Here is a 24,586-nt window from a genome sequence, read left to right as displayed (position 1 = left end):
GCTTCAGTCTTTTTTTATTTATTTCCCCTTAAATACAGGTTTTCTTTTTTCAACAAATGCTTGGATACCTTCTTGGTGATCTTCTGTTTTTCTCATACATGCTTGTCCATACTTTTCTAACTCAAGAACCTTTAGCAATGCTGGACGTTTTCTTTCTGCTAGAATTTTCTTTGTTCGAATCATCGCTTGTAGAGGGCTTTGAAGCCATTGTGAAACTTTTGCTTCAACAGAATTCTCTAAATCATCTGTCACTTCATGAATAATGGTTTTTTGTAAAGATTCTTCTGCTGACATTAATTTACCTTCCCAAATAAGCTCTTTAGCCTTAGCATCGCCAAGTCTTTCGCTTAAGAAAAAGTGAGCACCACCATCAGGAATTAAACCAATACCAATGAAATTCATTGCTATCTTCGCTTCACGATCTGCAACTATATAGTCTGTCGCTAATGCAATACTTAAACCTAATCCAGCAGCAGCACCTTGAACAGCGCAAATTGTAAGCTTTGGCATACAATAAAGAGAAACAGCGATATCACTTAAATAATCCATAATTGAGTAGAAGCCTTTTTCTTCACCTAATTGCAACATCATTTTAATATCGCCACCAGAAGAAAACGCTTTCCCAGCACCCTTTAAAATAACCACATCAATGTCATCATCATAACTTACATCCTTTAAAATTTGTGCTAAGTTTTTTAAAGTATCTACATCCAATGCATTTAATGATTTCGGTCTGTTTAATTCAATTGTTGCAACCTTCCCTTTTTTATGCACTAATACTGAATCTGTTTGAGAAGCAAAATTGACTTCTGTCAAGAAAATTCCCCCTTAAATTTCGTAATGAATACTTACTCATTTCTATTATAACTTTAGCTGAATAACTGGCAAACTAATAATTTAAATTTTCTTAATACTCAAACCAAAAAGCACTTTATGAATAAAAAGGAGGTGTCTAAAAAGTTCAAATTTGAACATGATCACTTAATGAGGGGTAATATTCTAAATTTCTTTTGTAGAAAGAAGATAAGCTCTTCGTGTGCCATATGAAAATTCAAATGATATAGAACGTAGAAACCTCTGAAAAGTGTTTTTCAGAGGTCCCTATTTACAACTTATTTAAATAGTTGTTTAATAATTTCTATTTTATCGTTCGTATATTTCTCATAGCCATCATTATATGACTTTGGATCTTTTGGATTTGCAAAACGCTCAATTACACCCGTTACTGGATTTATAAATTTACTTGCTGCACCACAGCCGATTCCAATAATCGTTTGCTGTTCCTCCATTATCATTATATTGTAAATACTTTCTTGACCTTCGAATGAATATCCTACATTTTCAAGGTTACCTAAAATATTTTGTTGTCTGTATAAATAATATGGATGATAATTATTTTCTGCAGTCCATTTTTCTGCCATAGTCATCATTTTTTCGACTTCCGGGCGATCAGCAACTTTATATTTCTCCTTATTCTGTGTCATTTCTGAAGCACGCTTAAACGAGAGCGTATGCACTGTTAATGATTCTGGCATGAGTTTTTTCGTTTCATCTAAGGAATGCTGTAACTCTTTTACACCCTCACCTGGTAAGCCAATGATTAAGTCCATATTAATATTATTCATACCCATTTCTCTGGCTAAGTGGAATTTATCTATTGTTTCTTGTACGGTATGATGGCGACCAATTGCCTTTAAAGTTTCGTCTGTATAAGATTGAGGATTAATACTAATTCGATCAATATTCCACTTATTTAATACAGCTAATTTTTCTGGCGTAATCGTATCTGGTCGTCCTGCCTCAACCGTAATTTCTCTTACATTCTCTACATCTGGAAAAGATCTATACATTTCTTCATACATAGCATCCATTTCTTCAGCTGTAACACTCGTTGGCGTCCCACCACCATAATAAATAGTAGTGATTTTAATATTCATTTCTTTCAAAACTTTACCAATCTCTTGCATTTCGTAATGTAACCCATATAAAAATGAATTTACATTACCCTTTTGCGTCTTGATTGCATAAGCAGGAAAAGTACAATATGCACATTTTGTAGGGCAGAATGGGATTCCTATATATATACTTACCTCTCTCTGTAAGCTATATAAATCAGGTATTACCTTCAACTGACGGTCTACAATTTCTTGCATTAGATGGATCTTCTCATCGCTAATTTTATATTGTTCATGTAACATCATATGAGCCTCTTCTTTTGAAATACCAGCTCGTAGTGTTTTATGAAGTAATTTAGTTGGTCTAATTCCCGTTAAAAAGCCCCACTTTTGTTCAATTCCTGTCATTTCCTGTAGGGCAGTTAAATATGCTAAGGATACAGCATTCTTCATTTGCTTAAACACTTCTTTTTTCTCTGTACCTTTATATTCTTTTTCACAAAAACTCGTATAAACTTTATTTGTGACACGATTTTTCAACTGAAGAGAAACTTCGATTTTCTCTTTTTCTTCTAATTGAAAAGTCGCCTCAAGCTCTGCCTCAGGAAGCGGAGTTAAGCTTACCTTAGACTCTTCAAAAAACAAGTTCAATATTAATCTTAACGGTCTATGAAAGCCTTCATCCTGCAATCCTCTAATTTCTATTTGCAACCAAATCACCTTTAATTCGTATATTTTTCAATTGATTTCTGCTAATAGTGTACATAAACGAAATAACAAGGTCAATATATTAGAAAAGCGCAAGCGCCTTGGTCAGTCCCGACCAGCATAAGACAAACTGGCTAGATGGTGTTCTTTACCTTCTGAACAGATTGACTTATGACCTCGAGGGGCTAAGACGCTTAAGCTAGACAATAAACAAAGTCCAAATTTATACATTCTAGTCTATAATAAAAAACGCCACCGATCCTATTTAGTATAGCGGTATCTAAAAGAGAATCACAAATCTATTGAAATTTTCATTCATTAATATGTTCCATTTCAAAAAGGAGATATACGTAGGTAATAAAAAGAAGACGAAAAGAGGGTAGCTTCTCCCTTCTCTCGTCTTTCCAAGTATGGCTACATGAACTTTAGTAACCAAAGAAAAATGAATCATGTCTCCCCGTATACTATTTCAAAAGCTTCATTTTTTCTAAAAACTTAATCTGATATTGCTTACGAAATAGTTCCTTCACCATATACGCTACTCCATCATCATCATTCGTTCGGGTAATCCAATCAGCTGCGTTCTTCAAAATTGCATTTCCATTCCCCATCGCCACACCAACTCCCACATTCTCAATCATTTCGAGATCGTCCGTACTATCACCTATTGATACCATTTCATTTCTTTTGACTTCTAAATATTCGGCTAAGTATTGTAATCCATTCCACTTACTCACGCCTTCTGAAACAATTAGAATACTTCCTGATTCTTTTTTAACAATTGATATGTCAGAAAACATACTTTTAATTATCTCCACAATATCTTGTTTCTGCTTAGTATTTGAAAAAGCTACTTCAATACTTAAAGGATTAGAAGGATTATCTTTTAGATAATCACTAATATGATCTACATAGTGTTGTGAAAACAATGTTTGTTCACTAACATACATAACGGCTTTCCCTAAAAAATTTTCTGGTAAATTAATTCTGTTTGCAACCTGCTGTTCTTCATAATTTAATTTTATTTGGCAATTACTATTCTCTAAAATTTTTACTATATCTAAAGTTGTATCTTCTGAAATTTTTTTAACAAATAAAGGCTTTGTTATATTTAATCCAACAAATGCCCCTTGAGCTGCTACAATCATCGGAGTGATTTTTAAAGACTTCGCTACTTTTTTGCATGCCTGAAAGTTACGGGAAGTTACAAGAACAACCGTGACGCCTTTCGAATCCACATATTCAATAGCTTCTTTCACTGCCTTGCTATAACGGCCATTCGATTGTAATAACGTTCCATCTATATTAACCGCCAATAGTTTATAAATCATGATGATCTCCCCTTACAAGTAATTGTAGTACTTCTTATTAATATGAAAGCCAAGGACATGATAGAACATTAGACAAGCCGGCACCATTTATTTACGATCACTTTGTGAAGTACTAGTTTTTTATCATCCTTCCCTTATTGTTCCTATTCTCTATACAATGATGTGACCCCTTCTCAACAAAACCATTCTCGATATCCCCTATAAATTAAGAAGCAAAATATCCAAAAAGAACAAAAAAATAGACTGTCACCAAAGTCGTTGACGATCTATTTTTTCAGTTTACTCTTCTTTTTATTGCATCATTGGTCCGTAAAGTTCTTCTAACGGCTTCATGATAATTTTATTTAATTCTGCCACTAACATGCTCATACGTTGTTCAGCGGCGATTAGCTTTGAAATTGTATCATTTTGTTGAACTAATTGTAATAATTTTTGCGCATGATCGACTTCTTCTTGGGTAATTTCTTGACCCATCATTTGTTTCTGTTGAAGTTTCATTTGCATTTCTCTAAAATTATCGAACATTTTCTTAGCAACTTCATCTTTATTAACCGCTTCATAAAGTTTTTTCAATTCTATATATTCATTACTTTCTTTAATACCTTTTTCTAATTCGTAAGCTACATCATAGACATTTACACTCATTGGTAACACTCCTTAAATCTTTATGTTTTCACTTTTTCTGATTAATAGATGAATCATTTTACAGTACAATAGCAATAAGCCCTTGAACTACTCCAATTAATCCCCCTAATAATGCACCTAAAAAAGTAATCATACTTAACTCACTTTTCATTATCGAAAGAACCATTTCTTCTAGTCGTTCTACTGGAAATGAATCAACTTGATCCCGAATAATATCCTTTAAACGAAGGTGTTCCATAAACATTTCTACATGTATAAAGAGTCTTTCAAAGATTTCATCCATCACCTTAGGTAAAATCTTATCGACAAGTATTTCCTCGTTTTGCTCAACTAGCTGGGAAATTGTCATTGAAAAGTACTTTTCTAATTGTAACATGTTTATTAGTTCTTTTTGCAATGGTTCTATAAATCTTTCTATGCGCCATTTTTCATACACATCTTCAACTGTACGCTCTTTCAATGTATGCAGCTCATTACGAATTAATTCATTAATTAATTCTTTCGTGCTTTCTTTGTTCAAAAATTGTTGTATTTCTGGAGAGATTTTATCAACCAATCGTTCGTTTTTCATAAACATTTGTAGCATATTCCAGAGCATACCTTTGTCACGAAAAAAGTCCTCTATCATGCTTTCAATTTGTTTTTTGCCTTCTGGACTATTAAAATAATCTCTTCCTTTTCCTAACAAAAACTCTGTAAAGTCTGGAATCTTCTCTTCAATCACATTAAATAATTCATTGGGTACAATCTGTCCTAAAGTATTTATCTTATGAATTTCAATCCACTTATTGATTTCAGCTTTTGTAATAGCTGTTATCTTCTCTTCAACATTTTCTTGTGCTTTTGGAAATCCTAATTTATTTAAAATCTCTCCAATGGTCATATGCGACTGCTTTAATTTTCTTATATTTTCTTGTAACCATTGAATTAATTCCGTGCGAAATTGCTTTGTAATTAGTTTTTGTTTTATACTTTCTGCAGTAAGTAAATGATCGACAACCATTTTCCCCATCTGTTCAGCTAGTTCACTTCTTCTTTTTGGAATTAATCCTGGTGTGAACGGCAACTTTTTCCCAAATACATAAACCGTATTATATGGTCTAAAAAGCATTTTAATTGCCAAATAATTAGTAAAACCACCAATTACCGCACCAATCACAATCATAAAGAGAATAGTGATTACATTATTCATATGTCCTGCCCCTTTTAATCAAAGTACGATCTTACTCTTTTATACGTTCCATATTATATTAATTTGTAGGAAAATAGCAAATTAGGAACGATACACTTGGAGATTTAGTGTAAAATAATAAACAACTTTATTAGTTTATATCCAAACATCAGAATTGATATTTAACGAAGAAGGATGATGTATCTTGATCAATAAATTAAAACGTCACTATCCTAATACGGTAAGTGAAAAAACAGCACTCGAATCTGCTCACGACTATTTCTGGGTTTCAGAAAACGGTAATTCGATTGGTATTCCCATTAAGCAGTTAACAGTGCAAGAAAAACGTTTACTAACCATGCTTTTCCAAAGCTCAGATCAGGCATTTAATTTTAATAAATCAGAGCAACAATTAAATTGGTATCAATTTTTCTCTCAAGGTAAACAACTACCTATTACAAATTGGAGTAAAATCCGTCTTATTTATTTTTCCATATCAAGCTCTTCCTTCACACATTCAGATATAGAAGAAGCTTTCTTGTCTTTTTTTTCAGAAGATAGTCTACTCATTTGGGAGAATCAGAACTCCGGATACATAATTGAGAATTATTCATATGAAATTGTTCCCTTCGAAGAATTAAAAGAAATAATCAGTGCATTTGAAAGTGATTTTTTCGTGAAATTATTTTTGTTTGCTGGAAGCTTTCACGAAGTAAATGAAGAACTACTATTTCACAATATGATGGAAAAAAAGTGTTTTACGATTGGATTACAGCAACTGCCTAATCATAGAGTCCATTCCATTAGAACATTGTTTCCCCATTTGCTCTCAAATGGTATTGTTTCAGAGAAAGATTGGTATATCTACGAAATACTAGGTGATACGGCAAATGATACTGAAATGATTCACACAATAAAAACCTACTTAACCTTAAATAGAAATGCTACTTTAACTGCCAAACAATTATTTATTCATCGTAATAGTCTACAATATCGAATTGATAAGTTCACTGAAAAAACGGACCTAGATATAAAAAATTTCCATGACGCTATGTTAGTATACATCTGTATTTTATTATTATAAGAAAAAAGAACACTTCATATTAGTATCAAGTACTTAAATAAGACCTTCGAAAATCTTAGGTGCTGAAGCTAGGAACAAAACTAAATCATCTTGTAAAAACAACAGTGCACAAAATCACGCTTACATTTTTGTGCACTGTACACGTTTCACAAAAAAATGTTACCGTTTACAATACACCTATAACATTCTTAAGGAATTAATGGAGGTCGTAAAAATGGCTGAATTACGTTTAGAACATATTTATAAAATTTATGATAATAAAGTTACTGCTGTAGAAGATTTTAATTTGCATATTGAAGATAAAGAATTTATCGTTTTTGTTGGTCCATCTGGATGCGGAAAATCAACAACACTACGTATGATTGCTGGTTTAGAGGAAATTTCAAAAGGTGATTTTTATATTGATGGAAAGCGAGTAAATGATACTCCACCTAAAGATCGTGACATCGCTATGGTTTTCCAAAACTATGCTTTATATCCACATATGTCAGTCTACGATAATATGGCATTTGGTTTAAAACTACGTAAAATGCCTAAAGCAGAAATTGACAAACGTGTACAAGAAGCTGCAAAAATCCTAGGATTAGAAACTTACTTAGATCGTAAGCCAAAGGCACTTTCTGGTGGACAACGTCAACGTGTTGCTTTAGGACGAGCTATTGTACGTGATGCTAAAGTATTCTTAATGGATGAGCCACTTTCAAACTTGGATGCTAAACTACGTGTAACGATGCGTTCTGAAATTGCAAAGCTTCACAAACGCCTAAACACAACTACAATTTATGTAACACATGACCAAACGGAAGCAATGACAATGGCAACTCGTCTTGTAGTTATGAAAGATGGAATCATTCAACAAATCGGTTCTCCGAAAGAAGTATATGAAAATCCTGAAAATGTTTTCGTTGGTGGTTTCATCGGATCACCAGCAATGAACTTCTTAAATGGTACATTAAAAGAAGGTTTCTTCCAATTTAACACTTCTAAAGTAGCTGTTCCTGAAGGTAAAATGAAAATGCTACGTGATCAAGGATACGTTGGAAAAGAATTAATACTTGGGATTCGTCCAGAAGACTTCCATGATGAGCCATTATTTATTCAATCTTCACCTGATACGAAGATTACAGCTCATATTGATGTATCCGAGCTTATGGGTGCTGAATTTATGCTTTATTCTTCTATTGATGGCCAAGACTTTGTTGCACGAGTAGATTCTCGTACAATCGTTTCTGCTGGACAAAGCTTAGATTTAGCTTTAGATATGAATAAAGCACAATTCTTCGATAAAGAGACAGAAAAACGAATTCGCTAATTAATGAAATAACATAGCATATTTTCGAAGGCGTCCAAAAAAAGCTGAGCTTTAATTGGACGCCTTCTATTTTATCTTGGCTTTGTGAATGTTCCTGTTGATTGTTGAAAAATCGAAACTTGTGTATTCCTGCTAGAGAAGCGAGCAAGATAAAACAACTCATAGCAAGCAGGTTGGGCACTCGCTAAGTACGAAGCGCACAGATGAATTATTAACAATAATGAATATGAACACAGCCTATATCGATATTTATTACAGCTGAAATAGGGAATAATGATTCCTATATTTCGTCATAGGAATCTCTCAATGGCCATTCATTATATTCTCTATTTAGCACCTAAGAGTAACCAAGACTAATAAAGATAATTTGTCACAAAGTAACTTATTATAATGGAGAGAGGTTAAACGTCTCATTTAATAGTAACACCTGTAAGTTATTCCAAGATTTCTACGTATTCTTCAAATCCACATTGTTCACATAAAAAATAGTGCACACAAATTTTATTTTCAATGGAATGTTCATTACCATCCACCTGTTTTAATGTTTCAATATCTTCATATGCACTATAGGTATCGAGATAATCTGTTATTTTTCCTTTGTCTTCTAATTCGGCTGAGCATCGTTGACAGTTTTGGCAGATCGTTTGCAAACCATTACATAAAGGGCAAATAGACAAGTTTAATCCATCCTTTACATTAAATCTCTTCCTTCTACTATTTTTTAAAATTTAAAAAGCAAACATACAATCCATTAATTACCAACATATTTTTCTATACATTCTCTCATACTATTTTTAAGCAACAACTTACTGGGTTTAGCCAAATATAAGGGCCGATAACTTGGTAATCAATTGATGAAACAAGTTTATCTAGTAGCTGGTGCAACTCCAGATGACCCAACCAAAATTACCATGCTGAAATCTTTAATGCTTACATATGTGCTACATTGAAGCTTCAGCAAAAAATTAATCAAAAACTAAAAAAGCGAGGGTTTAGTATGCAAAACCAAACATCAAGAAATTCATCAAATGCACTTGTAGTCCAAGGAGCACAGGCAGCGATTGATCAAATGAAATATGAAATTGCAACAGAGTTTGGTGTTACTCTTGGACCAGATGCAACTTCACGTGCAAACGGCTCAGTTGGTGGCGAAATTACAAAACGCTTGGTACAAATGGCTGAGCAACAATTAGGTGGCTCATTTAAATAACAAATTCATACTTAAATAATAATGAAAAGCTCCATACCTTTTAAAAAGGCATGGAGCTTTCATTTGATTCACATTAATATTATTGTTCTGGTCTAGTTAACAACGTGTAACCAACAAAGAAGAAAAGAGTTACGACACTAGCAATCGCAAGCGTAACTGAAAAAAGTTCCATTTCCATAATAATCATCCCCCTATGATCATGGTTATCTTTCTTATTGTAAAAATAACATACGTTACCTTCCATTTTTGGAATAAAAAAGTAATTTTCCATGACGTAACGGTGAACGTTATATGAACACAAATGGTGAAGGCACTACTAATTACACAATTGCTTTAGCTGTCCCCATTTGCATCTGGTACATGTTAAAGTATCTCCCTTTTAACGTCAAAAGTTCATCGTGAGTTCCTCTTTCTACGATTCGACCTTTATCTAATACTAAAATGCAATCCGCATTTTTAATTGTCGATAATCGGTGAGCAATAATAAAGGTTGTTCTGCCTTTTTTCAAAATCTCTAATGCTTGTTGTATTAAAAACTCTGTTTCTGTATCAATATTTGATGTTGCTTCATCTAGAATTAATACAGCTGGTTTAAATGCAAGAGCTCTGGCAAATGAAATCAGTTGTCTTTGTCCAGAAGAAAGTGTACTTCCTTTTTCAACTACTGGTGCATCCATTCCTCCATCAACTTGATTTAATACTTTAAACGCTCCCACATCTGTTAACGCTTGTTCTACCATTTCCCTTGTAATACTTTCATCCTGTAAATTTACATTTGATGCAATTGTTCCAGTAAATAAATAAGGATCTTGTAACACTATACCCATATGCTCTCTCAATGTTTGATGTGGAATAGTTTTTATATCTATACCATCAACAGTTATCGTTCCTTTTTGACAATCATAATAACGAAAAAGTAAATTCATAATAGAACTCTTTCCAGAACCAGTATGACCAACAAATGCAAAAGTCTCTCCTTGCTTCGCTGAAAAGCTAATATCCTTTAATACATAATCTCCTTCTTTGTAGCCAAAAGACACATTTTGAAAAGTGACATTTCCTTTATATCTCGGAATATGCTTTGTGCTAACCGATTCTCCTTTTTCGTCTAATAATTCAAAAATCCGATTCCCAGCTACAAGAGCTTGCTCTAAATTTGCAAATTGGTTAACAATATTTTGGATTGGCTGAAATAAACGATTCAAATAATCGATAAAAGCATATAATAAACCAATAGATAAGACTCCTTCACCACTCAGGCTAATATTCCCAAAATACGCTATAAAAGCTACCAAAAATATATTTTGAAGAAAACTAACAAGATTATGAGAAGTAAAAGCGTTTAGTCTCAACATTTTATTTTGATATGTGAAGTGTTCCTCATTTAATTTTTCAAATTGTTCCGTCGTGTCTTTCTCTCGTTTGAAGGCTTGAATAATATTCATTCCTTGAATGGATTCATTAATCATTGCATTAATATCACTGATACGTGCTCGAATTACTTGGTTATACTTTGAAGCAAATTTACGATAAATCATAACCCAAAGAACTAATATCGGAATTAAAATCATACATAACAGTGCAAGCTTTACATTTAAAATAAATAATGCAATATAAATACCAACAATATATATACTACTTGAGAAAAACATAGCCAATACCTGAACATACAATTCTTTTATCGCTTCTGTATCGTTTGTAATTCTGGCTACAACCTTACCAGCTGGCAAGTTATCGAAAAAACGAATAGGCAATGTAGATAAATGAGAAAATATATCATTTCTCATTTTTTGAATAATACGATTAGCCGACTTTTGTAAGAAATAACTTTGAAAATATAAGAAAAATGCTGCAACTACTAATAAGCCAAAATATAGAGTAATCAGACGAATAATTCTTGGAATCTCTGGCTTATAAAAATTCATGACTTCATTTGGTGATAAAATCGTGACCTTATACGTTTGCCCATCTGCTGTCAATCTATTTCCTTCAAGTTTTATTTTTGCATCTAGTGATATAGGCTCCTTTGTAAAAATAAAGCTTACACCATCTTGAAGGATTGTAGCTTTTTCTCCTTTTTCTTCATTAGCAGAAAAATAATCCTCTCTTTTATACCAATTTCCTTGAAACTTAACACTATCTTTCCCTTTTTTCGTTTCATACCAATGTGATTGAATACCTAGTATATGATGATCAATGATATTCTTAGCAACAAAAGGCCCTGCCAATTCAGCTGCTACTGAAAGTGTTAATAATACCAAGGCGAGAATAATCATTTTTTTAAAATTTAATGCATAGATAAATAATCGTTTTCCCGTGCTCACTACTCTCCCTCCCCACCTTCTTCAATTTGTTGTCTTTCATACTGTTCTTTATACCAGCCACCTTGTTTAATTAACTGCTCATGAGTCCCTTTCTCACTTATCAATCCGTCTTCTAATACAATAATCGTATCGGCGTGCTGAATAGCCGACATTCTATGTGTAACAATTAATGTTGTTTTCCCTGATCTCTCTTTTCGAATATGTTCAATTATCGTTTTCTCCGTTTTCGCATCGACAGCTGATAACGAATCATCTAAAAGTAATAATTCAGGATTTTTTATTAAAGCCCGAGCAATGGAAATCCTTTGTTTTTGGCCTCCAGATAGGGCGACTCCTTTCTCACCAACTAATGTTTCTAGTCCTTCTGGTAGCATCTCTAAATCCTTTTTAAAATCAGCTAAATAAATAGCCTGCTGAAGTTCCGTTTCTGTTGCATCTAGCTTACCGAATAAAATATTTTCCTTGATACTTCTTGAAAACAAAAATGGATCTTGTGGTACATAACCTAACCATCCTCTTACATCTTCAAGTTTTACCTCATTAAGAGAATGCTCTGAAACAAGGATTTTTCCTTTACCAAGCGGATATTCTCTAAGCAACTGCCTTATGAATGTTGTCTTTCCACTTCCAGTTTTACCGACAATACCAAGTGTTTGACCTTTTTTAAGCTCTATATTAACGTTTGTTAAATTTTGGATTACCGATGTTGGATACTGAAAATTGAATTTTTCAAAAATAATCTCCTCAGGTATAGCTAATTGATCAACTGTATTTTCTGCATTTCGGACATCTTCTTGATAATTTAACGTTTCTTGTACACGGTCTAATGAGGCATTTCCTCTTTGCATAACATTAATTAATTCTCCTATTGCAAACATTGGCCAAATCAACATTCCTAAATACACATTGAAGGATACTAAATCACCGAGTGTAATGGATTGCTCAAAAACCATCTTTGCTCCATAGCCTAAGCCAATTAAATAGGAAATCCCAACAAGTACATTAATAGTAGGATCAAACAATGAATCTACTACTGCTACTTTCACATTTTTTTCAAATACATCCTCTGTCATTTTATTAAAGCTTTTTTCACTTTGTTTTTCTTGAACATATGCCCTTATGACCCTAACGCCTGCTACAGATTCTAAAACGGAATCATTTAATTTTCCAAATGATTTCTGAGCGGATGTAAAATGCGTGTGCAATTTCTTCCCATAAATCTGCATCAACATCGCCATAATAGGAAGGGGTATAATTGAAAAGAGCGTTAGCTTCCATGAAATGGTGAAGCCCATCGTACATAAAATCGCTGCTGTATATAAAATGGAATCTGTAAATGAAAGAATACCAAAACCAGCAGTTATGGAAATGGCCTTTAAATCATTAGTTGCCTTCGCCATTAAATCCCCTGTTCGATTTTTCTCGTAGAATGTGGGTGTCATGTTTATTAATTTTTTCATGAAATTATGTCTCATTTTTCGTTCAAGAATATAGGCACCGCCATAGAGATTCCGTTGCCAAATGTAACCGATAATATAAATCCCGAAAGACAATATTATAAGAAAAACGATATATTTCGTTACAGTTTCCGCAGTCAACGTTTGTTGATGTATACCATCAATAGTCCAACCTACTAATTTTGCTGGAATCATAACTAAAACATTTACTAATGCTAATAATCCAATAGCTATTGAATATCGTTTCCATTGCTCTTTAAAAAACCAACCAAGCTTTATATAGACATCAAACATCCCTCATCCTCCATCTCTTAATCTGCTAAATAATTTGTTCGTTAAAGACCACAAAAAGCTTTCGCAATAGTATACGAAAGCTTTAATGGATGTAACATATAAAAGCGCATACCGATTTATATAAGCAGCACGCGCACAATTTCTCCATGTATAAAGGAATAGATTACATTACTTGAGCGGGCTGCAATTCTTCAATTGTTATATGTTTAATAAAAATAAAAATTCTTTTCATTTTCATCAGCCCTCCATTTCCTTTTCGTGGTATCGTGAATACATTTTTTACCAATATAACCTCATTGTAAATGAATGTCAATAGCTTTCATTTAACAAGAAAAAAACAAATAAACACCGGAAACTATCCACTTCAAGCATTGCTAGGAAAAATCACTCATCAATAGTTCAATAATACCATTTGCACTATCTATAAGTTTCAAACTAATCATGCTGGGTATTAAACTTTTAAGACATACACAACTATTCAAAAAGGAGTTTTATATATGCAATCTATATTATCTACTAATTTAACTTTAAAAAGGCATCTATCTGTTGAAACAATGATCGCTCTTTATAAAAAAGTGAAACAATGGGAAGGTAATGTTTTTCTTATTCAGCATAATAACTTAATCTCAATCTCTTTATCAAAATTCTCCAAATTCATCACATATATGCTTCTTATTGACTTGAAATCACCCATAAAAATGATTTTCGAAGGTGAAAAAGCACAAGAATTTAAACAGACTCTAAAGCCACTATTAAAAAATCAAGCAGCTATTTCAAATTAATTCTTACGAAAAATAAATCGGACAAGGGGAGATCTTTGTGATACGAACCATTTTAACGCTTATTGGAGCAATAGTTGTCATTGGGTTTATCGTAAACTGGCTATTCTAGGAATAAGTTCCAGTACCTTGGTCAGCCTCGAATAGCATAATCGAGTATAGACAGTTTACTCTTCCTCCTTCTATACGGATTGGCTTATGACCTAGAGGAGCTAAAGTGCTGGAGCTAAAATAAAATCGAAAAATCAAACAAACCTATATATAATGTCACCAGGGGCATTTGTTAAAATTCCATATGATAATCCCGCTAATCTTGAAAGTTTTTCGCAACCAGAAAGAGATATCTCTGACTTTACAATATCTTCAGATGAAAGACTAGTTGCATTTGATTCATTATCTAATCCCGAAACGAAAGGTACCTTTTACTATGATATATTTTTATTTGATAGAGATAAACAAGAAGAACTACAACTAACAGAGCATAAAAAAAGGGCATTTAACCCTGCTTTTTTGCAAGACAATTCAAAAGTGTACTACATCGTTGAAAATAGCTAGGAAAAAGATGGTAAGGACCAATTTGATTTATATTATTACGATTTAAAAATAAAAAGAGCCATCATTCTTACAAAAAATGAATAACGGAAAAAGGGCAATCTATGTCAAAAACGATTGAATCGTATTGACATCAGATTAACCCTTTTTAAGAATATACATAGGTATATAGTACAAACTGAGGCGTACTTAGTTTTATCATTGGACATTTTAACATCTATATTTATTGGTCATCGATATAATTGAATATCTTAGAATGAATCAAACTTACATGATATCATTCGAAAATGAAGCTTATGCCATTTTTTTTACTAGAACGCGAGATGCAGTCGTATATAAAGTGACTACTACAACAGAGCATAATATAAAACTTGGTAGCATATACGTTCCATTATATACAGCCGAGAAAGTTGCAATCGAGAAACCTTTTAAATCACTTGATGAGAAATAGATAATTCCAGTTGCAAAATGACATAAAAATCTTAAAAAGCTTCCAACAAAAACTCCCAAAATAATATTCGTAATAGCTTTTCCTCTGTGGCCATTTGCAAATCCTTCCGTAACTCCTTTTGCAAAAATTCCCGCTAATCCTACAACCGTAAATGCTAAGAAATAATCAATAAAGCCTTGAAGTGGATGGATAATATAAGTCATTCCTAACGCAACCTGTAGCAGTCCTAATAAAAAGCCTGTCAATAATCCACCTTTTAATCCCCATCGAAATGCCATTAAAAATACAGGAACCATTGCGATTGAAACGGAACCACCTTGCGGCCAAATTCTTGAAAATACAAAATTAGAGACCATATCCAATAACAAGGCTAGCGCTGCAAAAACAGCAATTTCCACTAAAAATAATGTTTTCTTATTCATTTTTTCCTCCTCTTCCATTGAGGAGTTAAAGATTGAGAGTTATATGTTCCTCATGTTTTTACTTTGTAAAACGTAAAAAAACAATGAGGGTGTAAATGGATCCCACATTGCTTTATCCATAATCACATCCCTACGCTAGCATTAACTAACAGGTTCATAGGGTCAGAACTCCAACGTTCACTCTCAGCCATTAGCTCCCCTTGTGGTAATTTATTCTTTTCAGTAATAATAATGTACATCTAATTCCACAATTTTTCAACTACCTTTTGATATAAATAGTCATGTCAGAAACCTATACTATATACTAACTTCTACTATAATATAGAAAAATAAATAAAAAAAAACAGAATAAAAAGAATATAACCCTACTAAAAAAAGGAAAAAACATAAATGTGTAGAATTAATAAATGATGATGTATTAGTAAAATAACTAAACTTATGTCAATCTTTTAACAAAACATTTTTTCCCTATAACAACCTTACATATGCTATATTTAGAAAATTTAAACATTTTGCCGTTATTTCATTTTAAATAATGGAGGTGGACACTGCTAATATGAGCAAGGAAAGAAATCCTATTATTCATTTGTTAAACATGCGGGAAGAAGAAATTCTAGTTTCATGGAAGCAAAAAATTAACAGAAGCCACAATCATCATAGAAAAAACAAAGTGTTCAAACATCTTCACTTATTATTTCAATTGTACAAAAACATTTTAGAGCATCCCAATGTCGATCACTCTTTAAAGATTAAAGCGCTTTCTAAAAAAGTTGCCAATGGAAGATTTGAAGATGGAGAAGAACTAAAAGAATTTCTAGAAGATATTTCTATCATAAGGTTAAATTTATTTGCACTTATTAGTCAATGTGATGAAAGCATTGATAATAAATCCATGGCAAAGGAAAAAGTTAATTATTTACTGGATTTGTTCTTATATAATACCATTACCATTTTTATCGAATTAACAAATGAACTAAAAGATAAAGAGAATGAGAAGATATCTGAGACCCATCGAGAAAGATTAACTATGTTGGGTCAAATCACATCTAGCTTCGTCCATGAATTTCGAAACCCTCTAACATCGATTAAAGGATTTATCCAACTTCTAAAAGCCGAAAATTCTGATTTGAAATATTTGGATATCATAGCTAATGAACTAGAGCAGCTAAACTCAAGGATTTCCCAATTCTTACTTTTATCGAGAAAAGAACAAATTGATATAAACCCAGTTATTTTTTCTTTAAATCAGTTAATTGAAGAAGTGATTACTTTTCTCTACCCAAGTATTGTCGATACGAATGTTAAGGTGGACACCTTTTTAGAAGAGGACATTTTTATACTTGGCTATCTAGACGAAATTCGTCAAGTATTATTGAACATCATATTAAATGCGTTAGATGTAATCGCACATGTTAAAAATCCTACAATCGTTGTATCAACCTCTAAAAAAGACAGGAATTTTATTGAACTAACTATATCAAACAACGGTCCTCAAATAAAAGATGATTTATTGAAGGATATTTTCAAACCATTTACGACAACAAAGAAGAATGGCACTGGATTAGGTCTTTTTGTGTGTAAAGAAATCATTGAAAAGCATCGAGGAGCGCTATCATGTATTTCAACAGCAAAAATCACGGCCTTTACGATTTCACTTCCAATCACAGTGCCGGCAACTTTGTTAACTGAATAACATAACCATATATGTAAATATATAATCGGAATTTTTCATAATACATAACTAAAGAACAAAACGAGAGAGGGTATCCCAAAAGGCATGATTTGGGTGAATACCCTCTTACTTTGTATCATTTATCTAAATTTTTCATAATAAGCAAAAACATGTTAAATCAGCTTAATACACATAAAAACATAATATATTTTAAAAACAAGCTAGATAAAGCATCGAAGCTGTCTTTTTTTAGTGAACAGATTTCTTTTTAAATCTTCCACCTCTAACTTCCGCAACATTACCCACTGCAAGAAACGCTTCAGGATCGATTTCTTCGACAATCGATTTTAGTTTAGACTCTTCTAAACGAGTTATAACGCAAAAAATTACCTTCTTCTCTTCACCAGTATATGCTCCTTCACCCGTTAAGTAAGTAACTCCACGGCCAAGACGAGCTAATAGAGCTTCACCAATATCTAAATATTTTTCACTGATAATCCAAGCAGATTTCGATTCGTCTAATCCTTGAAGTACGATATCAATTGTTTTGGAAGCTACAAAATAAGCAATTAGTGAATACATAGCTCGATTCCAACCATATACAAATCCTGCACTGCCAAGAATAAAAATATTCACAAACATAATCATTTCCCCAACGGAAAATGGTAGCTTTTTATTAAAAACTATTGCCAATATCTCCGTACCATCTAATGATCCACCATTACGCATTACTATACCTATACCAACACCAATAATAATTCCTCCAAATATCGCTGCTAGTAAAACATCATCAGTAAAACGAGGAATATCATGTAACAAGACCGTTGCAGAAGATAATACAATAATCCCATACATCGTAGAAAGAGCAAATGTTTTCCCTATTTGTTTATAACCGATAAAAAAGAACGGGAGATTTAATAAGAATAGAAAGATCCCTAAGCTGATACCTGTTAAGTGAGAAGAAATAATGGAAATACCTGTTATTCCTCCATCAATAACCTTATTAGGAATTAGGAAACTTTCTAATCCTACTGCCATCAACATTGCACCAAAAGTAATAAATAATGTTCTTTTTGCAATTTTCCCTTTGGATAATCCTTTATGTTGTATTTTTCTAATGGTTTCTTCACTAATCTTACCTTGAGTCATTAACTTCTCTTTTACTGTGTCTCTCCTTATTGAATCCAATTCAATCATCCCCTTTTTTTATGTAACATTATTTTATATAAAAATTATACAATTCAAGATTCAATGTTTAACTTTTTCTCATTTAGGTAATAAAATAACAATCCTTTTAAGTGATCTTGTTAATTAACAATAAAAAGTTTCACGTAAAGGAGTGTTTGACCTTTTTAAGAAACATGTCAAACATTTAAGTTTTTCTTATTTAACTATAATTTGTTAAATAATGATTTTCATTCATTCTTAAGATTAATTTATACATAATTTTACTATTTATTATACTTTTACCTATTTTAATCATACATGAAAATCATATTCATATAAACTGATTAGTTTACTTATATTAATTTTCATTATGATATTTGGCCGTTATATTTATATACTAATTAGATCCTGTAACAGCACATACTCTAAATGTTAATCCACTCCCACAGAAGTCTCAAAGCTTAAGAGAATAGGCGTAATATAAAAAAAGAATCAACTTTAACTTAAACCATCATTTTTCATGGTTAAGCTTAAGAAGGTTCTTATTGTTCACTACCTATATGCATTCTATAAATGCTTACACTTCTGAACTTTCACTAGGACATATGTTCAGTTTTTTCTCTATCTGAAAAGGTCCATTCCAAATATACAAGGACGATGATCTATTATTAAAGATATTTTGAAACACAACATGTCTAGACTTTGTTTTCTCAACTTTAATTCCTTCATTTTGAAGTTTATGAATCATGTCATCGATCATCATAGTCCCCTCCCTTACCCCATGAAAGTTTATTATCCCTATCTATTCCCTACATTATTGTTTTATTTTAATAATAAAGGATAAATGTGAAATAAATATGAAATATTAGATATTTTCAGCGAAAAGAACACTAGAAATTTCTTACAATACATTTTTATTTAATTCAAAATGTTGCTAATAATCTTAAAATTTACACCATACATATGGAATATCTAGAATTTTCTTAGATTTGTAAGTTTGACTGTATGTTCAAGATTTTCTATAATTATCTTAATCTTACTAAGTACATTGAGGTGATGTAGATGGGGCAGTTTTGAACATCAAAACAAATCACTTAATTACAAAAGGGCTATTTTTTAATCATATCCATTGATTGATAATCTAATATAGACGGGTGATTATGTTTTTTTGTAAAAAAATTCTGTATACATTGGCTCTGTTTTTTTCGATGTTGATTCATTTGAACTTCCGATACTTTTCTAATTATCGAAAGAAAATTTGAAGATTTCAAACAATAAATAAGGATGTTGGATTCTTTTAATCAACAGTATGATAAATCAAAGCCAATAAATGAAGTAAGATTTTAATAACTCGGGAGGTGACTCCTTTCTCGTTGTAAAGGCGGGATAAGGAAAATTATTTGGACATATTAAACTTGGTTATCTTGGCTCTGTTAATTGCTGCAACAGCATTTTTCGTAGCCTCAGAATTTGCCATAGTAAAAGTAAGAAGCACGAGGATTGATCAGCTCGTAGAAGAAGGAAAAACAGGTGCGTTATCAGCAAAATCCGTCGTAAGCCACTTAGATGAATATTTATCAGCTTGCCAACTCGGAATTACGGTTACTGCCTTAGGACTTGGTTGGATTGGAGAACCTACAATAGAAAGACTTTTCCATCCATTATTAGAAAAATTAAGTATTCCTGCATCCGCTACAAGCATTCTTTCATTTATCATCGCTTTTTCTTTAATGACTTTCATCCATGTTGTTGTTGGAGAATTAGCCCCTAAAACGATTGCAATTCAAAAAGCCGAAGCCATAACATTACTTTTTTCTAGACCATTAAAGATATTCTATAAAGTTATGTTCCCATTTATTTGGGTATTAAACGGATCAGCTAGAATCGTAACGGGAATTTTTGGATTTAAACCTGCTTCTGAACATGAACTGGCGCATACGGAGGAAGAATTACGAATTATCCTGTCCGATAGCTATAAAAACGGAGAAATTAACCAATCTGAGTTCAAATATGTAAATAAAATATTTGAATTCGATGATCGAATTGCAAAGGAAATAATGGTTCCACGCACAGAGGTTATCACATTATCAAAAGATGATTATCTTGAAGATGCGTTTAACATCGTCAAAGAAGAAAAATTCACGCGTTATCCGATCATTGATGGAGATAAAGACCGCGTTATTGGTATGGTGAATGTTAAAGACTTATTTACATTTATGTTATCTGAAGAAAACTACGACGAAAAAAACCTAGAGCCTTTAGTTAGACCTATTATTAGAATCATTGAAACCGTTCCAATTCATGACCTTTTGCTTAAGATGCAGAAAGAAAGAATTCATATGGCCATACTTATGGATGAATATGGCGGAACTTCAGGTCTAGTAACAGTTGAAGATATATTAGAGGAAATTGTCGGTGAAATTCGTGACGAGTTTGATTTAGATGAAGTAGCTGAAATAAGAAAAATTAATGACGATCATTATATCATTGATGCAAAAGTGTTAATCAGCCAAGTAAATGATTTATTTGGTCTAGATATTTCAGATGAAGACATTGATACAATTGGTGGTTGGATTTTAACCGAAAATTATGAAGCCAAACAGGGTGATGTCATTTCACTTGAAAACTTCAACTTTAAAATTATTGAAATGGAAGACCACCATATTAGTTATATAGAAGTTACCAAAGCTGTAACACCCATTTCACAGGAACCTTTAGTAGAAATGAATAGCAATAAAAACGCTATACCTCAAACAACTGAAATCGTTTCTTAATACTAAAAAAACTGCCACTGGCAGTTTTTTTTATTTTCTTCAAATAAAGCATGAAATAATAATCATTTGTTCATACTATATGAAACAACTGATTTTTTAACACTTTAATAAATACGGCTTTCCATTTAGGCTATATTCTAGATTCACATTGCCCTTTCTAGTTATGAATAACTATTATTTCAAACGCAAATGAAATTTAAAAAGTAAATCATAATGATATTTCTATAGAAAGTAGCAAACTCAATAAATGGGAAGAAATCCATGTGACTCCTCTAGGAGAAGCAAGATAAACATGGATATACATTGAAGAAAGAGCGAGAAGACTTAGTTCTCGTCAGAGGAAAGCGAACAAATTGCAGTCATTTTCAGCAATAAAATGTAACACAGCCCTCACATAAGGAGTGATTAACATGAAGTATATTGAAATTTGTCAGGATTGTAGAGGTAGAGGAAAAATACCATTTTTACAATTTTTCTCTAAAAGCTGCTCTCATTGCAAGGGTAAAGGGCGAAAGGTCACTAATATCCCAATAAATCATTTTAATCATAAAAGATGACAAGGCTGTCATCTTTTATAATTATTTGATTAGTATTATAATTACAACAACAGTGTAGACTTTTAGATACATATACTTAATATTACAAGTTGCTTTCTAGAGCTATTTTCTATAGATATTTAATAGCTTTTTTTCTTAATATTACGTTTAATAATTATCAAATTTGGCTACATGAACATAAAGACTATCAGGAGGTGAGCGAGAACTATAGTTATATTGATATAGTGTTTGTCTATAGTTCTCCAAAAATTGATAAGTGTAAACTTACTATTAGTTGTACTATTAATAGCTTTAACGGCATTTTTTGTTATTACGGAATTTGCCATTATAAAGGTTCGATCGACAAGGATTGACCAACTAGTTGCGGAAGGTAATTCAAGAGCAGTCAGTGTAAGAAAAATAATTTCTTCACTTGATGAATATTTATCAGCTTCACAACTAGGTATTACAGTTTGTTCATTAGGTTTAGGTTGGTTAGGTGAACCAACCATCCAAAAAATCTTAAATCCACTTTTACATAAAGCTGAAATACCAAGTTCTGTGTCTCATGCTATTTCATTTGTTATCGCCTTATTGCTCATGACATTTTTATCAGTAGTGTTTGGTGAATTAGCACCGAAAACAATGGCGATTCATAAAGCAGAAGCCGTTGCTTTATCCGTAGCAAAACCTATGATTATTTTTTATAAAATAGCTTATCCATTTATCAAATTATTAAATGGAAGCTCACAGTTTATTGTTCGTCTATTTGGATTTAAAGCTACACCAGAACATGAGCTTGCACATTCCGAAGAGGAACTTCGTATGATTTTATCTGAAAGTTACGAGAGCGGAGAAATTAATCAAACGGAATATAAGTATGTCGATCGTATCTTTGATTTTGACAATCGAATTGCAAAAGAAATTATGGTACCTAGAACAGAAATTGTTAGCATATCAAAAGATGATTCCTGGGAGGATGTTCTACACACTATTCAAACGGAAAGATATAGTAGATATCCTGTCATTGACGGGGATAAAGATTCCATAATAGGTGTTGTGCATTTGAAAGATTTAATGTCTGTAGCCATGCATGAAGATCGTTCTTCTCTTAATCTAATGGATTATGTACACCCTATCATATCAATTATTGAAACTGTACCTATTAAAAAGCTATTATTAAAAATGCAAAAAGAGCGAATTCATATGGCACTTTTATTCGATGAATATGGTGGAACATCAGGAATATTAACAGTTGAAGACATTTTAGAAGAAATTGTTGGTGATATTCAGGATGAATTTGATGTTGATGAAAAGCCGGAAATACAAATGATTAAGCCTGGTCATTATCTTGTCGATTCTAAATTGTTATTAGATGAACTTAACGATTTACTTCATACTGATTATTATGAAGAAGGAATCGATACAATCGGTGGTTGGATTTTAACACAACAATACGATATTAAACTAGGAGACTCTATTGAGAAGAATGGTTACATTTTTACCATAAAAGACATGGAAGATCGGCATATTCTTAGTATTGAAATTCATTCAAAAATCATCCCTCCTAGTATTGAAAAATAAACATAAATTGTATATTTCATATAATTATATATAACTAGCTATAGAGATTCCTAGCATATAAAAAGAGGGTGTTTAGCTTTAAATAGGCTAAACACCCTTTTTTCATCAAAAATATTATTCTAAACTAACAATAATCTATTAAAACAACTTCTGATTTTCACACCTTCGCTTATTCAAGTTTAGTAATAAAATAATGCTTCTTCTAAACAAAATCTCTACCTAAATTACTCAACCTTTATCTTTTCTCATAAAACCTCAAGTTAGAATCTATCCGTGTATTGCATAATAATAATAAAAATCCCTAAAATCCAAACATATACAGCAAACATGCGTAATGAATGCTTTTTTAGAAAACTAATCATCCACCTAACTGCAATATAACCGAATACTGCTGATGAGACAATTCCAACAATTAATGCAGATACAGCCATTTGTTCTTCACCACCTTTAAATAAATCAAAGACTTGAAGGATAATGGCACCTACAATGGCTGGAGTAGATAATAAAAAAGAAAAATAGGCTGCCGTCTCGCGATCAAGCTTTCTTATTAAAGCGGCTACTATCGTAAAGCCTGACCTAGATATAGCTGGAAAAATCGCAGCAGCTTGAAAAGTACCGATAAACAAAGCATCAGAGTATGTAATATCTTTCATTTTCTTTTGCCCTTGTTTTATACTTTCAGCAAACCATAAAAAGCAGCCTGTCACTAAAAATTCCCATCCAATTGTTATTCCTGTTTTTGAAATGTCATCAAAATAATCTTTAAATACAAAACCTACAATGACAGCTGGTATAGTCCCTATCGCTAGCAACCATGTAAGCTTACCGAATGGCTGTTTTATAATTTGTATAAATTCTTTTTTATAAAATACAAAAACAGCTAACAGCGTACCAATATGTAGCATTGTATCTAAGAGAAGGCCCGCTTCTTGAAGTTGAAACATATGCCTTCCCAAATATAAATGTCCTGTACTACTAATAGGCAAAAATTCTGTTAAGCCCTGAATAATACCCAAAATAAATGCTTCTATTTTCCCTAACATAAATCTCGTCCTTTTTCTTTAGTATTTAATGAAAATACAAAGTAAAGTACATAAGAAAATGAAGTTTATTGCTAAGGCTGTTTTCGCATAATTTGTTGACTGTAAAACAAGTAGTGAATATAGGCCCGAGTTGAATGCCGTTCCAGGATCTTTCTTTACACGAGACGAGCAGTGA

The 24,586-nt window shown here is 32.2% G+C and carries 20 protein-coding genes and 1 riboswitch; of the genes, 8 read left to right on the top strand and 12 right to left on the bottom strand.

Translation table 11 applies throughout. The features are described from left to right. Positions 1 to 18 precede the first annotated feature (18 nt). The 5 genes from BN349_RS00790 to BN349_RS00770 form a co-directional block, all read right to left on the bottom strand. Entirely contained in the window at positions 19 to 816 is a 798-nt protein-coding gene (locus BN349_RS00790; RefSeq protein ID WP_019240360.1) for an enoyl-CoA hydratase, read from the bottom strand. A 296-nt stretch (positions 817 to 1,112) separates the two neighbouring features. Continuing rightward, a complete protein-coding gene (locus BN349_RS00785) occupies positions 1,113 to 2,606 on the bottom strand; it encodes a coproporphyrinogen III oxidase (RefSeq protein WP_019240359.1) in 1,494 nt (497 codons plus the stop codon). Between the two features lie 461 nt (positions 2,607 to 3,067). After that, positions 3,068 to 3,934, bottom strand: coding sequence for a Cof-type HAD-IIB family hydrolase (locus BN349_RS00780; RefSeq protein ID WP_019240358.1), 867 nt, complete (start codon positions 3,932 to 3,934; stop codon positions 3,068 to 3,070). Between the two features lie 291 nt (positions 3,935 to 4,225). Continuing rightward, positions 4,226 to 4,579, bottom strand: coding sequence for a YlbF family regulator (locus BN349_RS00775; protein ID WP_019240357.1), 354 nt, complete (start codon positions 4,577 to 4,579; stop codon positions 4,226 to 4,228). A gap of 58 nt (positions 4,580 to 4,637) precedes the next feature. After that, on the bottom strand, positions 4,638 to 5,771 hold the full coding sequence (locus BN349_RS00770) for a DUF445 domain-containing protein (RefSeq protein ID WP_019240356.1): 1,134 nt from the start codon (positions 5,769 to 5,771) through the stop codon (positions 4,638 to 4,640). Between the two features lie 184 nt (positions 5,772 to 5,955). Here BN349_RS00770 and BN349_RS24645 point away from each other — a divergent pair, with 184 nt between their 5' ends. Beyond that, complete coding sequence (locus BN349_RS24645) at positions 5,956 to 6,834, top strand: PucR family transcriptional regulator (RefSeq protein WP_019240355.1); 879 nt, start codon at positions 5,956 to 5,958, stop codon at positions 6,832 to 6,834. Positions 6,835 to 7,048: 214 nt separating this feature from the next. After that, on the top strand, positions 7,049 to 8,146 hold the full coding sequence (locus BN349_RS00760) for an ABC transporter ATP-binding protein (protein WP_019240354.1): 1,098 nt from the start codon (positions 7,049 to 7,051) through the stop codon (positions 8,144 to 8,146). A 434-nt stretch (positions 8,147 to 8,580) separates the two neighbouring features. Here the strand turns inward: BN349_RS00760 and BN349_RS00755 are convergent, their stop codons facing one another. After that, positions 8,581 to 8,823 carry a hypothetical protein gene (locus BN349_RS00755; protein WP_019240353.1) on the bottom strand — a complete coding sequence of 81 codons (243 nt, stop codon included), beginning with the start codon at positions 8,821 to 8,823 and terminating at the stop codon, positions 8,581 to 8,583. A gap of 320 nt (positions 8,824 to 9,143) precedes the next feature. Here BN349_RS00755 and BN349_RS00750 point away from each other — a divergent pair, with 320 nt between their 5' ends. Beyond that, positions 9,144 to 9,356 carry an alpha/beta-type small acid-soluble spore protein gene (locus tag BN349_RS00750; protein WP_019240352.1) on the top strand — a complete coding sequence of 71 codons (213 nt, stop codon included), beginning with the start codon at positions 9,144 to 9,146 and terminating at the stop codon, positions 9,354 to 9,356. 320 nt (positions 9,357 to 9,676) lie between these two features. Here BN349_RS00750 and BN349_RS00740 read toward each other — a convergent pair whose 3' ends face one another. Both BN349_RS00740 and BN349_RS00735 read right to left on the bottom strand, forming a co-directional pair. After that, positions 9,677 to 11,680, bottom strand: coding sequence for an ABC transporter ATP-binding protein (locus BN349_RS00740; protein WP_019240350.1), 2,004 nt, complete (start codon positions 11,678 to 11,680; stop codon positions 9,677 to 9,679). After that, positions 11,680 to 13,431, bottom strand: coding sequence for an ABC transporter ATP-binding protein (locus BN349_RS00735; RefSeq protein ID WP_019240349.1), 1,752 nt, complete (start codon positions 13,429 to 13,431; stop codon positions 11,680 to 11,682). The genes BN349_RS00740 and BN349_RS00735 overlap by 1 nt, the downstream gene beginning before the upstream one ends. A gap of 497 nt (positions 13,432 to 13,928) precedes the next feature. On the opposite strand from BN349_RS00735, the gene BN349_RS00725 reads away from it, so the two are divergent. Both BN349_RS00725 and BN349_RS00720 read left to right on the top strand, forming a co-directional pair. Then, entirely contained in the window at positions 13,929 to 14,213 is a 285-nt protein-coding gene (locus tag BN349_RS00725) for a hypothetical protein (RefSeq protein WP_019240347.1), read from the top strand. A 261-nt stretch (positions 14,214 to 14,474) separates the two neighbouring features. Then, a complete protein-coding gene (locus BN349_RS00720) occupies positions 14,475 to 14,765 on the top strand; it encodes a hypothetical protein (protein ID WP_019240346.1) in 291 nt (96 codons plus the stop codon). Between the two features lie 291 nt (positions 14,766 to 15,056). On the opposite strand, the gene thiT is transcribed toward BN349_RS00720, so the two are convergent. Next, complete coding sequence (thiT, locus tag BN349_RS00715; protein WP_019240345.1) at positions 15,057 to 15,635, bottom strand: energy-coupled thiamine transporter ThiT; 579 nt, start codon at positions 15,633 to 15,635, stop codon at positions 15,057 to 15,059. A 110-nt stretch (positions 15,636 to 15,745) separates the two neighbouring features. Next, positions 15,746 to 15,846, bottom strand: a riboswitch (TPP riboswitch). Between the two features lie 345 nt (positions 15,847 to 16,191). Here thiT and BN349_RS00705 point away from each other — a divergent pair. Continuing rightward, on the top strand, positions 16,192 to 17,328 hold the full coding sequence (locus tag BN349_RS00705; RefSeq protein ID WP_019240343.1) for an ATP-binding protein: 1,137 nt from the start codon (positions 16,192 to 16,194) through the stop codon (positions 17,326 to 17,328). A gap of 228 nt (positions 17,329 to 17,556) precedes the next feature. Here the strand turns inward: BN349_RS00705 and BN349_RS00700 are convergent, their stop codons facing one another. Both BN349_RS00700 and BN349_RS00695 read right to left on the bottom strand, forming a co-directional pair. After that, positions 17,557 to 18,456 (bottom strand): YitT family protein, encoded by a 900-nt coding sequence (locus BN349_RS00700; RefSeq protein WP_026089104.1) that lies wholly within the window; start codon positions 18,454 to 18,456, stop codon positions 17,557 to 17,559. 595 nt (positions 18,457 to 19,051) lie between these two features. After that, on the bottom strand, positions 19,052 to 19,237 hold the full coding sequence (locus tag BN349_RS00695) for a hypothetical protein (protein ID WP_148335415.1): 186 nt from the start codon (positions 19,235 to 19,237) through the stop codon (positions 19,052 to 19,054). A gap of 637 nt (positions 19,238 to 19,874) precedes the next feature. Here BN349_RS00695 and BN349_RS00690 point away from each other — a divergent pair. Both BN349_RS00690 and BN349_RS00680 read left to right on the top strand, forming a co-directional pair. Further along, positions 19,875 to 21,248: a hemolysin family protein gene (locus tag BN349_RS00690; RefSeq protein ID WP_019240340.1), complete on the top strand. Its 1,374-nt coding sequence runs from the start codon at positions 19,875 to 19,877 to the stop codon at positions 21,246 to 21,248. Positions 21,249 to 22,054: 806 nt separating this feature from the next. Continuing rightward, entirely contained in the window at positions 22,055 to 23,368 is a 1,314-nt protein-coding gene (locus BN349_RS00680) for a hemolysin family protein (protein WP_034293203.1), read from the top strand. A 260-nt stretch (positions 23,369 to 23,628) separates the two neighbouring features. On the opposite strand, the gene BN349_RS00675 is transcribed toward BN349_RS00680, so the two are convergent. Further along, on the bottom strand, positions 23,629 to 24,411 hold the full coding sequence (locus BN349_RS00675) for an undecaprenyl-diphosphate phosphatase (protein ID WP_019240337.1): 783 nt from the start codon (positions 24,409 to 24,411) through the stop codon (positions 23,629 to 23,631). Positions 24,412 to 24,586: the final 175 nt, after the last annotated feature.

The sequence above is a fragment of the Bacillus sp. AP8 genome (assembly GCF_000321185.1).
Classification (GTDB): Bacteria; Bacillota; Bacilli; order Bacillales; family DSM-1321; genus Bacillus_AD; species Bacillus_AD massilioanorexius.
The sequence above is the reverse complement of the archived record's forward strand: the minus strand, read 5'-3'. Positions and strand labels throughout refer to the sequence as shown.

Bases quoted from the DNA above. Each gene is read 5' to 3' on its own strand.
- BN349_RS00780 (WP_019240358.1), bottom strand. From the start codon at position 3,934: ATGATTTATAAACTATTGGCGGTTAATATAGATGGAACGTTATTACAA.
- BN349_RS00775 (WP_019240357.1), bottom strand. From the start codon at position 4,579: ATGAGTGTAAATGTCTATGATGTAGCTTACGAATTAGAAAAAGGTATT.
- BN349_RS00770 (WP_019240356.1), bottom strand. From the start codon at position 5,771: ATGAATAATGTAATCACTATTCTCTTTATGATTGTGATTGGTGCGGTA.
- BN349_RS00760 (WP_019240354.1), top strand. From the start codon at position 7,049: ATGGCTGAATTACGTTTAGAACATATTTATAAAATTTATGATAATAAA.
- BN349_RS00750 (WP_019240352.1), top strand. From the start codon at position 9,144: ATGCAAAACCAAACATCAAGAAATTCATCAAATGCACTTGTAGTCCAA.
- BN349_RS00735 (WP_019240349.1), bottom strand. From the start codon at position 13,431: ATGTTTGATGTCTATATAAAGCTTGGTTGGTTTTTTAAAGAGCAATGG.
- BN349_RS00725 (WP_019240347.1), top strand. From the start codon at position 13,929: ATGCAATCTATATTATCTACTAATTTAACTTTAAAAAGGCATCTATCT.
- BN349_RS00720 (WP_019240346.1), top strand. From the start codon at position 14,475: ATGTCACCAGGGGCATTTGTTAAAATTCCATATGATAATCCCGCTAAT.
- thiT (WP_019240345.1), bottom strand. From the start codon at position 15,635: ATGAATAAGAAAACATTATTTTTAGTGGAAATTGCTGTTTTTGCAGCG.
- BN349_RS00705 (WP_019240343.1), top strand. From the start codon at position 16,192: ATGAGCAAGGAAAGAAATCCTATTATTCATTTGTTAAACATGCGGGAA.
- BN349_RS00700 (WP_026089104.1), bottom strand. From the start codon at position 18,456: ATGACTCAAGGTAAGATTAGTGAAGAAACCATTAGAAAAATACAACAT.
- BN349_RS00695 (WP_148335415.1), bottom strand. From the start codon at position 19,237: ATGATGATCGATGACATGATTCATAAACTTCAAAATGAAGGAATTAAA.
- BN349_RS00675 (WP_019240337.1), bottom strand. From the start codon at position 24,411: ATGTTAGGGAAAATAGAAGCATTTATTTTGGGTATTATTCAGGGCTTA.